This is a genomic window from Thalassotalea sp. PLHSN55 (assembly GCF_052030545.1).
Taxonomy (GTDB): Bacteria; Pseudomonadota; Gammaproteobacteria; order Enterobacterales; family Alteromonadaceae; genus CANMXU01.
The window spans coordinates 39,514-52,387 of sequence record NZ_JBPDIH010000009.1 but is presented as its reverse complement, the minus strand read 5'-3'; the positions used below and the strand labels follow the sequence as shown (position 1 = coordinate 52,387).

The 12,874-nt window shown below is 41.5% G+C and carries 9 protein-coding genes; 8 read left to right on the top strand and 1 reads right to left on the bottom strand.

The window, feature by feature from the left end; genetic code table 11:
• Window positions 1-79: 79 nt before the first annotated feature.
• The 7 genes from ACRRSQ_RS16735 (at window position 80) to fbaA (ending at window position 9,106) form a co-directional block, all read left to right on the top strand.
• Window positions 80-2,335, top strand: a complete 2,256-nt coding sequence (locus tag ACRRSQ_RS16735; protein WP_440876917.1) for a chondroitinase-B domain-containing protein — start codon at window positions 80-82, stop codon at window positions 2,333-2,335.
• A gap of 90 nt (window positions 2,336-2,425) precedes the next feature.
• Window positions 2,426-4,633 (top strand): heparinase II/III domain-containing protein, encoded by a 2,208-nt coding sequence (locus ACRRSQ_RS16730; protein WP_440877005.1) that lies wholly within the window; start codon window positions 2,426-2,428, stop codon window positions 4,631-4,633.
• Window positions 4,634-4,643: 10 nt separating this feature from the next.
• Entirely contained in the window at window positions 4,644-4,991 is a 348-nt protein-coding gene (locus ACRRSQ_RS16725) for a cupin domain-containing protein (RefSeq protein WP_440876916.1), read from the top strand.
• The gene (locus ACRRSQ_RS16720; protein WP_440876915.1) at window positions 4,991-6,322 is read left to right on the top strand and encodes an MFS transporter; all 1,332 of its coding nucleotides are present in this window, start codon (window positions 4,991-4,993) and stop codon (window positions 6,320-6,322) included. The genes ACRRSQ_RS16725 and ACRRSQ_RS16720 overlap by 1 nt, the downstream gene beginning before the upstream one ends.
• Before the next feature lie 17 nt (window positions 6,323-6,339).
• Window positions 6,340-7,275 carry a sugar kinase gene (locus tag ACRRSQ_RS16715; protein ID WP_440876914.1) on the top strand — a complete coding sequence of 312 codons (936 nt, stop codon included), beginning with the start codon at window positions 6,340-6,342 and terminating at the stop codon, window positions 7,273-7,275.
• 75 nt (window positions 7,276-7,350) lie between these two features.
• A complete protein-coding gene (gene eda / locus ACRRSQ_RS16710; RefSeq protein ID WP_440876913.1) occupies window positions 7,351-7,968 on the top strand; it encodes a bifunctional 4-hydroxy-2-oxoglutarate aldolase/2-dehydro-3-deoxy-phosphogluconate aldolase in 618 nt (205 codons plus the stop codon).
• A gap of 58 nt (window positions 7,969-8,026) precedes the next feature.
• Entirely contained in the window at window positions 8,027-9,106 is a 1,080-nt protein-coding gene (fbaA, locus tag ACRRSQ_RS16705) for a class II fructose-bisphosphate aldolase (RefSeq protein WP_440876912.1), read from the top strand.
• Between the two features lie 138 nt (window positions 9,107-9,244).
• Here fbaA and gorA read toward each other — a convergent pair whose 3' ends face one another.
• Window positions 9,245-10,597 carry a glutathione-disulfide reductase gene (gorA, locus tag ACRRSQ_RS16700; protein ID WP_440876911.1) on the bottom strand — a complete coding sequence of 451 codons (1,353 nt, stop codon included), beginning with the start codon at window positions 10,595-10,597 and terminating at the stop codon, window positions 9,245-9,247.
• A 216-nt stretch (window positions 10,598-10,813) separates the two neighbouring features.
• Between gorA and prlC the strand changes: the two genes are divergently transcribed.
• The gene (gene prlC, locus ACRRSQ_RS16695; RefSeq protein ID WP_440876910.1) at window positions 10,814-12,859 is read left to right on the top strand and encodes an oligopeptidase A; all 2,046 of its coding nucleotides are present in this window, start codon (window positions 10,814-10,816) and stop codon (window positions 12,857-12,859) included.
• Window positions 12,860-12,874 lie beyond the last annotated feature (15 nt).

Sequence of the window (12,874 nt, the reverse complement as noted above, 5' to 3'; positions counted from 1 at the left end):
GTAGTTAGTCTAAGGGTTCTCAGTTTACGTCTCCCAACTGAGAGCCCTACTTTTTCCATTCATTGTAAAAGAGTTCAATATGTTGCCATTAAGAACGTCAAAAATTTTTATAGTTAGTATGCTTAGCCTAGCAACCAGCTTGTTACCACAACAGTTATTAGCAAAAGATTACCTAGTGAAAGATCAAGCTAGCTATCAAGACGCAGTTAAAAGATTAGTTGCTGGCGATAAAGTCATTTTGGCCAATGGCACGTGGAACGATTTTGAAATTCTTTTTACCGGTAAAGGTAAAAAACATCAGCCGATTGAATTGACTGCTGAAACTAAGGGTAAAGTGATTCTATCGGGTCAATCAAATCTTCGCCTTGCCGGTGAGTATTTGAAAGTATCGGGCTTAGTGTTTAAAGATGGGTACACCCCTAGCAGCGCTGTGATTAGTTTTCGCCGCAACAAAAACGAATTGGCGAACCATTCTCGCGTAACTGAAGTGGTTATCGACAACTTTTCAAATCCAGATCGCTTTGAGTCTGACTACTGGGTTGGCATGTACGGTAAAAACAACCGTTTTGACCACAGCCACCTTGAAGGTAAACGCAATAAAGGCGTAACGTTTGCCGTTCGCTTAAATAGCAAAGACAGCCAAGAAAACTACCACCGCATCGACCACAATTACTTTGGTCCACGTCCTATTTTAGGTTCAAATGGGGGTGAAACGCTTCGTATTGGCACCAGTCATTATTCTCTAACAGACTCATTTACCTTAGTTGAAAATAACTTTTTTGACCGTTGCGACGGCGAAGTTGAAATTATTTCAATTAAATCGGGTAAAAACCAAATTCGCAATAATACCTTTTTTGAGTCGCGTGGCACCTTAACCATGCGCCATGGTAACGGCAACCTTATTGAAAATAATGTATTTTTTGGTAATGGCGTTGACCACACTGGCGGTATTCGTGTCATCAACCGCGACCAAATTATTCGCAACAACTACTTAGAAGGGTTAACAGGTTATCGCTTTGGTAGTGGTTTTACTGTAATGAACGGCGTACCAAACTCGCCTATTAATCGTTATCACCAAGTGGTTAATGCACAAATTGAAAACAACAGTTTCATTAATGTTGACCATATTCATTTAGCGGCCGGTAGCGATAGTGAACGCTCAGCAACTCCGCAAAACTCTCAATTTAGCCACAACCTATTTGTTAATGAAAACCAACAAGCACCTTTTTCAGTGTTTGATGATATTAGTGGTATTCGCTTTCAAGACAACATTTCAAATCCTGTAAAAAACAACAAAATAACGACAGGCATAAAAAGCCAGAATGTGAGTTTAACCCGTGCTGAAAATGGCTTGTTTTACCCAAATAGTGGCAATGTTGGCATTAGTAAAGATTTAGTCGTTACCCAAAAAGCACAAACGGGTGCTCCTTGGTACACGAAAAAAGAACCAGTTACCGCATTTAACTCCGGCAAAACCATTGAAGTGAGCAATGCTGAAAATGCCTTATTTGATGCCGTTAAAAACGCGGCTGACGGCGATACTTTAGTGCTAAGTGCTGGCGAATACACCGTTAGCAAAATCATCAAATTAGATAAAACGATTACCATTAAATCGGCTCAGCCACATCAAGCTGTGATCACGTTTGAACGTGGCACTTTATTTGAAATTCAAAATGGCGGTAGCTTAGCCCTTAATGGTTTAACGCTAAGTGGTATTAATAGCCCAGATTCATCAGGCAATACTCTCGCTAGAACAGCAAAATGGGGCATGTATAAAAACTACCGTTTTGAAGTGACTAACTCGATTATCGAAAAACTGGATATTAACCATTCATTTCACTTTTTTGACTCAGGTAGTCGCGCATTTGCCGACAGCATTGTGATTAAAAACAATCAATTTAATAACATCACTGGCGATTTATTTAGACTGAATAAAGAGCAAGACGATTTAGGCATTTACAACGCAGAATACCTAATTATTGAAAACAATCGCTTTAATAAAGTCGATGGCGCCTTAGTAAACTTATACCGAGGCGGTAAAGACGAAAGTACGTTTGGCCCGCACCTTTATTTTAAAAATAATACCGTTGAAAACTCAGCCAAAGGCAAGCGCAACAAGCAACAAGCGCTTATCCATTTGCATGGTGTGCAGGTTGCCAACATTAGCAACAACCGCATTAAAACATCGGCACTGATTAAAACTGAGCACACTGTTGGCGAACCAGTTACTCGCATTACCGATAATCAGTTCATCTCTACCCAGCTACCAAGCGTAGTAGAGTTACATGCGCCAATGCCGCATACCGCCGTATTAAAAAATAATCAGCACAAGTAAGTTGTAGGGGTTAGTATCTTGAGCATTTCATATAATCACAAAACGGATAACACAGCGCACGTGTTGTCATCATCGACATTAGACAAGTCGATGTTAGTTACCGCTGTCATAATATTTATCGTTGGCATTGCCTTACTATTCACCGCCATCAGTAAAGCGGCAACACATCCGAATTTAGTTATCGACAGTAACGACGTAGTGGAAATGCGCAAAGCCATTGCGCAGCCGGGTCAATTTCAACAAACCTATTTAAACAGTAAGGCCTCAGTTGACGCACAAATAGCCCAAGACATTACCGTGCCTTTACCTAAAGATGGCGGCGGTGGTTATACCCACGAACGCCATAAGAAGAATTACAAATTAATGTTAGATGCCGGTATTATTTACCAGTTATCACAAGACGAAAAATATGCGCAATATGTGCGCGATATGCTGTTTGTCTATGCGGAGTTGTACCCTACTCTACCTTTGCACCCAAAACGCAAAGTGGGCAAGCAAAACCCAGGTAAACTTTTTTGGCAAAGCTTAAACGAAGCAGTGTGGTTAGTGCACACCAGCCAAGCATATGATCTGATTTTACCAAGCTTAACTGCCGATGAAAAAAATACGATTGAACAAGGCTTATTTCACCCTATTGTTAAATTTTTATCAGTAGAGTCGCCAGACACCTTTAACAAAGTTCACAATCACGGCACTTGGACAACGGCTGCAGTTGGCATGACTGGCTATGTATTAGGTGAATTAGAGTGGGTTGAACAAGCACTTTATGGCTTAGATAAGTCAGGCAAAGGCGGTTTTTTAAAGCAGCTAGATGAGCTATTTTCACCACAAGGTTATTACAACGAAGGGCCTTATTATCAACGTTATGCGTTAATGCCGTTTGTGACTTTTGCTAAAGCAATCGAAAATAATCAACCAGAGCGCAAAATTTTTGAATACCGCAATGGCATTGTCTTAAACGCTATCGATACAACAATTCAATTAAGCTACAACGAACTGTTTTTCCCCATTAACGATGCGATAAAAGACAAAGGCATTGATACCATTGAATTAGTTATCGGTGTCACTATGGCCTATGGCTTAACTGGCGATAGCGGCTTTTTAGATATTGCTAAGCAACAAGGGCAAATAATTTTAACCGGCGACGGTTTAAAAGTCGCACAGGCATTAGACAATAACTTAGCGACACCTTACCAATTTGACTCAGTCGCTTTTGGTGACGGTAACAACGGTAAACAAGGTGCCTTGGTGGTAATGCGCCAAGACGTACAAGGTGAACAAGCGTTATTATTTAAGCCAGCAGCACAAGGTTTAGGTCACGGTCACTTTGACAAATTAACTTGGCAGTTTTATGACAAGGGTGAAGAAATAGTTTCAGACTACGGCGCAGCACGTTTCTTAAACGTTGAAGCAAAGTTTGGTGGCCGTTACCTGCCAGAAAACAAAACCTGGGCCAAGCAAACCGTAGCGCATAATACCGTAGTGGTTGACGAAAGTTCGCACTTTAACGGTAACGTAAAAGTAGGCAATAAAAACCACCCTGAACTATTATTCTTTGCTAAGAACGACAATGTTGTCATTAGCTCAGCACAAATTGATTCTGCCTATGAAGGTGTAAATTTAAAGCGCACCATGGCATTAATTAACTTACCAACAAGCGATAAATCGACGGCTGAGCAACCTATTGTTGTCGACGTATTTAACGTGCAATCAAACAACAGTCATCAATATGACTTACCGGTGCACTATAAAGGTCACTTAATTAGTACTAATTTTGATTTAAATACGCAATTAACGCAGTTACCTGTATTAGGTAAAGCCAACGGTTATCAACATTTATGGCTTAAAGCAAAAGCCCAGCCGAAAAATGGTTTATCACAAATTACTTGGTTAAATGAAAATGGTCGATTTTATACACATTCATCATTAATGGATGGCGATTCATCGATACTATTTACCCAAATTGGTGCTAACGATCCATTATTTAATTTACGTAATGAAAATGCGTTTATCACCCGCAAAACAAATGCTAAAAACCATACTTTTGTTAATTTATTAGAGCCACACGGTGAATTTAATCCATCAAAAGAGTTTACCGTCGACGCTGTTAGTAAAGTACAAGCACTTGCACATACTAAAGTTAACGATATCGATGTCATTGAAATTAGTTTAGTTAATAACACGCATTACATGCTTGCTTTTAACAGTGCTAATAATGCTACAACCAACAAGTTTTCACATAATGGCTCAAATTATAAGTTTAATGGCCGTTTTAAACTTTTCGAAATTAAGAAATAAAGAGGTAGTTATGAGTCAGAGCGCACACTTTTTATCAGGTAACGAAACTGAAATTGAAGATATAGGCGGCGGGTTAAAACGTCAAATGTTAGGGTATAACGAAGAATTAATGGCGGTAAAAATTTGGTTTGAAAAAGGTGCTATTGGCTATAACCATGCCCATAGACATTCTCAAGTGACCTACGTAGTAGAAGGTGAATTTCACTTTAACATTGACGGCGTAACCAAGATCATGAAACCTGGTGACAGCTGCATGATTCCTCCGCATGCTGATCACGGTGCGACATGTCCTACTGGCGGCATATTAATTGATACCTTTAGCCCTCCTCGCGAAGACTTTTTAAAGGACAATGAATAATGAAAATGAAAAATTTACGCTGGTGGGTTATTGCGTTAATCGCAATCGCTACCGTGATTAACTACATTGACCGTTCAGCACTGAGTGTTTTATGGCCAGACATTGTAGAAGAGTTATTCCCTGATGAGTCGGCATTAGAGCGCAAACAAATCTATGCGAACATCTCCATTGTCTTTATCTTATCGTATGCCTTTGGTCAGGCAATATTTGGCAAAATTTTTGACTGGGTCGGCACACGTTTAGGTTTTGTATTATCGATTGGTGTTTGGTCGTTAGCCACTGCTGCCCACGCATTTGCTCAAGGCGTTTTAAGCTTTAGTATTTTCCGCGCTATTTTAGGTGTTGCCGAAGCGGGTAACTGGCCCGGTGCAGCCAAAAGTAATGCTGACTGGTTCCCAAGTAAAGAGCGTGCCTTAGCACAAGGTATTTTTAACTCAGGCGCAGCCATTGGCGGCATTGTCGCCATTCCATTAATTGCCTATTTAACGGTGTTTTTTAGCTGGAAAATGGTTTTTGTAGTAATTGGTTTAGTTGGTTTATTGTGGCTAATTCCATGGATTATTTTGGTCAAAGCGCCACCTAAAGATCACCCTTGGATCACTGACGAAGAACGTGAATACATATTAACTGGTCAAAAAACAGTTGATGCAAACAATGTATGTTCTGAAGAAGAATATAACCCATCTACAGGTGAACTATTATCGCGTAAGCAAAGCTGGGGCGTGATTATCGCATCGGCGGCTATCGACCCAATTTGGTGGTTATTTGTTTTCTGGATCCCGATTTACTTAAACGAAGTTTATGCCATGGATGTTAAGTCTATCGGTATTTATGGTTGGGTTCCTTATGTTGGTGCCATGTTTGGTGCTTGGTTTGGTGGCTTGTTAGCACAAAACCGCATTAAAGCCGGTTGGAATGTTGATAAAACTCGTAAGCTTACTATTACTTTAGGCTGTTTAATCATGCTCCCAGCCTTATTAGCAATGGCAAATCCTGGCGGCCCAACAACAGCGGTCATTATTATGGCGGTAATTTTATTTGGCTTCCAAACCGCTATCGGTAACGTGCAAACCTTACCAAGTGATTTATACGGTAAAAAAGCGGTTGGTACTTTATCTGGTTTTGCAGGTATGGCGGCAAAATTAGGTGCTTTAGGTTTAACCGCATTAGTGCCAATTTTAACCGCTGACGGTAACTATACGCCAGCATTTGTGATTGGTGCATCGCTTGCCATTATTGCGATGGTGGCTGTTTGGGTATTAATTCCAAAAATTGAACCACTAACACCTAAAAAGACTATCGATAAGCCATTATCGAAAGCACATTCATAAGTTATAAGGCTTTATCAATGAAAAACATTTATTTGTTCGGCGAATGTATGGTCGAGTTAAGAAAAACCTCGGCCAATAGCATGCATCAATCATTCGCCGGTGATGTTTTTAATACGGCAGTGTACTTAAAACGCACCTTTGCTAACACAGGTGTCAATTTGGTCACTGCGGTAGGTAAAGACCAGTTTAGCCACGAGATGCGCGACTATTTTGCTAGCGAAAATATCAACTGCGACTTAGTGTTTAGCTCAGCAACTAAAATTCCTGGGCTGTACTCAATTCAGCTTGATGAGCATGGCGAACGTAGTTTCACTTACTGGCGTGAAAACTCTGCAGCTCGTGATGTAATGCAGTTTATTGATGCTGACACTGTTGAACAATTTAGCGCTGACGATGTATTTTTCTTCTCGGGTATTTCGCTTGCGGTCATTCATCCGCAAGATCGCGCGCAGTTCTGGACCTTTATCAGGCAACTGAAAAGCAAACAGGTGCAAATTGTTTTTGACCCGAACTACCGCGCCCGTATGTGGCAAAGTCCGGCACACGCGAAACAACAATTTGAATTAGCATTAGAACACGCTGATGTTGCTTTACCCGGTGTAGACGATTTTGAGCAACTTTACGGATTAACCACAGCTGAGCAAGTTTACGATTTTTGTCAAAAATACGACATTGGTGAATTAATCATTAAAAATGGCGAAGCAGGCATTTTAGCTTACGTCGATAATAAGCTAAGCAAATTTGCCATAGAGCCGGTTAAAAACGTTGTTGATACTACCTCTGCCGGCGATTCATTCAATGGTGTCTATCTAGGCGCTAGAATGCAAAACCTAGACGCAAACAAAGCCATGCAGATGGCATCGGCTGCCGCAGGTTTTGTTATTCAACATAAAGGCGCAATAGTGCCTAGCGAACTCTTTCAACCTTTTGTTGAAAAAGAGCTACAAGTTTAAATAACACATAATGTAGCGTCGGTATTCACTGGCGCTATTAGCAAAATTTTTAAAATATTTTCCAAAGGGAATACTATGAAATCATTTTCTCAGCTTATGGGAGAACAAACCCTATTACCCATTATTCAAGCAAATAGCGTTGAAGAAGGGGTAAATATCGCCAAAGCTATGGCTGATGCAGGTATTGCATTAGTAGAAGTTGTGCTTAGAACGCCAGCTTCGTTAGCGGTAATTTCAGCGATAAAAGCGCAATTGCCACAACTAAAAGTAGGTGCCGGTACTATCTTGTCGGCTAAAGATCATCATGCAGCGCTTGATGCTGGTGCAGACTTTATTATTACGCCAGCCACTTCTGATACGTTATTAAAAGCCTTAGCTGACTCGCCAGTGCCGGTATTGCCGGGCGTATCAAATACTGCTGATATTTTACTAGCACGTGAACATGGTTACAGCGAACTGAAACTATTTCCTGCGTCACTTTCAGGCGGCATTCCATTTTTATCAGCCATGTCTTCTGTTTTTGGCGACATTATTTTTTGTCCAACAGGTGGTATTAGCGCCAGCAACAATAAAGACTATTTAGCGCTAAACAATGTGTTTGCCGTTGGCGGTACTTGGGTGGCAAAAGCAGATTGGGTTGAAAACCAACAATGGCAAAATATTACTGACGCTTGTGCGCAAGCGTGCAAGTAAGCCGAATTCTGTTTAATCAATCTTTAATTTTTACAAACGTATGAATACTGCAATCAATATGAAACCATTATCACAAAGTGTACCTGCTGGTGTTGTAACCGGTGAACAGGCTAAAACGCTACTCAATTATGCCAAAGATCACCAGTTTGCTTATCCTGCGGTCAATGTTATTGGTACTAATTCAATCAATGCCGCGTTAGAAGCCGCGCAACTGGCAAATTCACCCATTATTTTGCAATTGTCGTTTGGTGGCGCCAGCTTTTTTGTCGGTAAAGGTGTTGAATTGCCAAGCATGGAAAAAGCCATCGCTGGTGCTACAGCTGCTGCGCATTATATTCGCGCAGTCGCGCCACTGTATAATGTGCCGGTTATTTTACATACCGACCATGCGGCAAAAAAATTATTGCCATGGATCGACGGTCTACTTAAGCAAAGCGAAGCCTATTTTGATTTACATGGAGAGCCTTTATTTAGCTCGCACATGATAGATTTATCAGAAGAGCCGCTTGAAGAAAATATCGCCATTTGTGCGCAGTATTTAACGCGCATGAGCAAAATAAACATGAGCCTTGAAATTGAACTAGGCTGCACCGGTGGTGAAGAAGACGGCGTTGATAATACCCATTTAGACTGCTCAAAACTGTATACCCAGCCAGATGAAATTGCTTATGCTTACGAGCAACTGATTAACATCAGTGCCGATTTCACTATAGCGGCGGCTTTTGGCAATGTGCATGGCGTTTATAGCCCGGGCAATGTCACTTTAAAACCAATGATTTTGAAAAAATCGCAAGCTTATGTCTCTGAAAAGTTTAACTTGCCACATCACAGTTTAGACTTTGTTTTTCATGGCGGATCAGGCTCTGATGTTGGTGATATTAAAGAAGCCATTTCTTACGGCACCATCAAAATGAATATTGATACCGATACTCAATGGGCGAGCTGGCAAGGGGTATTAGACTTCTACAAAGAAAAAGAAGACTACTTGCAAGCGCAAATTGGTAACCCGGAAGGCGACGACAGCCCGAATAAAAAGTTTTATGATCCACGTGTATGGCTACGCAAAGGTGAAGAAAACATGGTATCGCGACTGCAAAAAAGTTTTAAAGACCTCAATTGCATGAATCGTTACTGTTAAAGCCAAACGTTATTTAAGCTAAGCTCAGGTTATTAAATACCAAGGCATAAAAACAAAAAAGTTACCGACATTTCATCGGTAACTTTTTTTTGTCTCAAACGATAAAACGATAAATAGTATCGTCAATGCACACCATGCTTACATGGTGACAAATTCTTCCGCCGAGGTTGGGTGAATGGCAACGGTATTGTCAAAATCTGCTTTAGTTGCGCCCATTTTCATCGCTACCGCAAAACCTTGTAATAACTCATCGCTGCCAAAGCCGATGCTGTGCAAGCCAACCACTTTTTCTTCTTTACCAACACAAATAAGCTTCATGCGGGTTGGGTCACGGTGATCTTCAGTAATCGCTTGATAAAGCGCGGTAAATTGCGAGTTATAAACTTTCACATGCTCTTCGCCGTATTCAGCAATGGCTTCGTCTTCACTTAAACCGACGGTGCCAATAACTGGGTGAGAAAATACCACAGTCGCAATGGTTGAATAATCTAAATGCTCATACGGTTTATTGTTAAATAAACGCTCACATAAACGGCGACCTGCTGCTACCGCCACTGGGGTTAATTGGGCACGACCAGTATTGTCACCAACCGCATAAATATTTGGTACATTGGTATTTTGGTATTTGTCAGTTTCAATAAAACCGCGCTCGTTTAACTCAACGCCTGCCGCTTCAAGGTTAATATTATCAACCGCTGGCTCGCGCCCTACTGCCCAAATCACTTTTTCAATCGGTCCTACTGACTTACCGTTTTCTAAATGCACAGTAAATAATCCATCGTCATGTTTTTCAACACGGGTAGGAATGCTGTGAGTATGTAATTTAGGCCCATGTTTCGCCATTTGTTCAACCAACGTATCGCTAAGCATATTGTCAAAGCTACGCAGTGGTTTGGCTTTACGCACTAATAAATGCGACTCGCTACCTAAGGCTTGTAAAACGCCAGCAAGTTCAACGGCAATATAACCTGCGCCAATAACGGCAACGCTTTTAGGTTGCTCGGTTAATTCAAAAAAACCATCTGAAGTAATGCCGTATTCAGCACCTTCAATGTTTGGAATTTGCGGACGGCCGCCAGTAGCAATAGTAATATGCTCGGCGGTGTAATGCTCACCATTTACCTCAACGGTATTGGCATTAACAAATTTAGCAAAGCCATTAATCACGGTAACTTCATTACTGTCAAAACCGCGTTGGTAAGCGGCATGAATACGTTCAATATAGGCTTCACGATTTTTCACTAAGCGATCCCATGAATAGGCTTTTTGCTCGGTATTAAAGCCGTAGTCGTAAGCATATTTTAATGCATCAGCAATTTGTCCGGCATACCACATCGCTTTTTTCGGCACACAACCGACATTCACACAAGTACCGCCAATGTATTTCGCTTCAATTACTGCTGCTTTTTTACCTAAACGTGCTGCTCTATTGGCCGATGCAATACCGCCACTACCGCCGCCAATGGCGATATAGTCAAAATGTTGAGTCATGGTTCATTCCTAAATAAGGGTCTGCTAATAAATATGGGCGTCATCTAACGGTTATTCAAGGTTGAGTTTGTAAGCATTTTATAAATAAACGCTTAGCTTACAGACCGCCGATGGCAGATAAAGTTTTCAAAAACCGTATAAATTTTGTTTTTAGCTTGAATAACTCCGCTTGCGGTATTACATCTATAGTTAACATTCAGCAAATTTGACCTAACTATGAGCAATCCGTTATTAAGTTCGTTTACCTTACCGCCCTTTTCACAGATCAAACCCGAACATGTAAAACCTGCCGTTGAACAGGCCATTGCTAACTGTAAAAAAGTGATAGATGAAGTATTAAGCCAAAACACCACCTTTACTTGGCAAAACCTTGTTGAGTCAATCGACCAAGTTGATGATGTCTTAGGCAAGCTATGGTCGCCAGTATCACACATGAATTCAGTAGTAAGCAGCGATGAACTGCGTGAAGCTTACGAGTCTTGCCTACCGCTTTTATCTGAATACGGCACGTTTGTTGGTCAGCATCAAGGTTTGTTTGATGCCTATACGCAACTGGCCAATAGCGACGAATACAACACGCTTGATACTGCGCAAAAGAAAGTGATTGATAACGCGCTGCGTGATTTCAAATTAAGCGGCATTGCTTTAAATGACGACGACAAAAAACGTTACGGCGAAATTGTGACCCGTTTATCAGAACTAAGCTCTACCTTTGGCAATAATACCCTAGATGCGACTCACGCTTTTACGGTCAATATTTTAGATGAAGCAGAGCTTGCTGGACTGCCTGAAAGCGCCAAAGAAGCCGCAAAAGCCTTAGCCCAGGCACAAGAAAAACAGGGGTATTTATTTACCTTAGACATTCCAAGCTATCTCCCGGTGATGATGTATTGCGACAACCGCGAATTACGTGAAAAACTCTACGGCGCATTTGTTACTCGCGCTTCAGAGCAAGGACCAAATGGCGGTGAGTTTGATAACAGCCCAATTATGGACGAGTTATTAAAGCTACGTCATGAACTAGCGCAGCTGCTAGGTTTTGACAACTTCGCACAAAAATCGTTAGCGACCAAAATGGCCAACAATATTGACGAAGTATTAGGCTTTTTAGAAAACCTAGCGGTGAAATCGAAAACCCAAGGCGAGCAAGACTTTAACGAGTTAAGCCAATTTGCCGCCGACGAATTTAACCAAACCGACTTACAAGCTTGGGATCTTGCCTATTACGGTGAAAAACTCAAACAAAGCCGCTATGCCATTTCAGATGAAGAACTGCGCCCGTACTTCCCAGAAAGCAAAGTGGTTTCAGGGTTATTTGAAGTAGTACACCGCTTATTTGGTTTAACCATAAAGCCGCGCACCGACGTAGAAACATGGCATAAAGACGTGACGTTTTACGATGTATTTGACGCCAACAACCAGCAACGTGGCAGCTTTTATTTTGACCTTTATGCCCGCGCGAAAAAACGTGGCGGCGCTTGGATGGACGACTGTGTTGGCCGCATAGGTTTAACCAATGGCGACGTGCAATTACCAGTAGCCTATTTAACCTGTAACTTTAATGGCCCAGTCGGTGATAAACCGGCGTTATTTACCCACGATGAAGTGGTGACCTTATTCCACGAGTTTGGCCACGGCATTCATCACATGCTTACACAAATTAACGCCAGCAGTGTTGCCGGTATTAACGGTGTGCCTTGGGATGCGGTAGAATTACCCAGTCAATTTTTAGAAAACTGGTGTTGGCAGCCAGAAGCACTTGCCTTTATTTCGGGTCATTTTGAAACGGGCGAACCATTACCACAGGCGATGCTTGATAAAATGCTGGCCGCAAAAAATTTCCAATCCGCCATGCAAATGTTGCGTCAAATTGAATTCAGTTTATTTGATTTTAAAATGCACGCCGATTACACACCAGAAGTTTCAGGCAGCTACATTCAAGATGTGCTTGACCAAGTACGCGAGCAATATGCGGTAGTAAAACCACCGACGTTTAATCGTTTCCAACATGGTTTTGGTCATATTTTTGGTGGTGGTTATGCCGCCGGTTATTACAGCTACAAATGGGCAGAAGTATTATCGGCTGATGCATTTTCGCGTTTTGAAGAAGAAGGTATTTTTAATAAGGCCACAGGCAGTGACTTCTTAACCAACATTCTAGAAAAAGGCGGTTCGCAAGAACCAAGCGAGCTATTTAAAGCGTATCGCGGCCGCGAGCCAAGCATTGACGCCCTACTTCGCCATAATGGCATTAATAGTTAACAATTGCGCAAGTTA

Excerpts from the sequence above, each read along its gene's own strand:
- ACRRSQ_RS16735 (WP_440876917.1), top strand. The coding sequence starts at position 80 with ATGTTGCCATTAAGAACGTCAAAAATTTTTATAGTTAGTATGCTTAGC.
- ACRRSQ_RS16730 (WP_440877005.1), top strand. The coding sequence starts at position 2,426 with ATGTTAGTTACCGCTGTCATAATATTTATCGTTGGCATTGCCTTACTA.
- ACRRSQ_RS16725 (WP_440876916.1), top strand. The coding sequence starts at position 4,644 with ATGAGTCAGAGCGCACACTTTTTATCAGGTAACGAAACTGAAATTGAA.
- ACRRSQ_RS16720 (WP_440876915.1), top strand. The coding sequence starts at position 4,991 with ATGAAAATGAAAAATTTACGCTGGTGGGTTATTGCGTTAATCGCAATC.
- ACRRSQ_RS16715 (WP_440876914.1), top strand. The coding sequence starts at position 6,340 with ATGAAAAACATTTATTTGTTCGGCGAATGTATGGTCGAGTTAAGAAAA.
- eda (WP_440876913.1), top strand. The coding sequence starts at position 7,351 with ATGAAATCATTTTCTCAGCTTATGGGAGAACAAACCCTATTACCCATT.
- fbaA (WP_440876912.1), top strand. The coding sequence starts at position 8,027 with ATGAAACCATTATCACAAAGTGTACCTGCTGGTGTTGTAACCGGTGAA.
- gorA (WP_440876911.1), bottom strand. The coding sequence starts at position 10,597 with ATGACTCAACATTTTGACTATATCGCCATTGGCGGCGGTAGTGGCGGT.
- prlC (WP_440876910.1), top strand. The coding sequence starts at position 10,814 with ATGAGCAATCCGTTATTAAGTTCGTTTACCTTACCGCCCTTTTCACAG.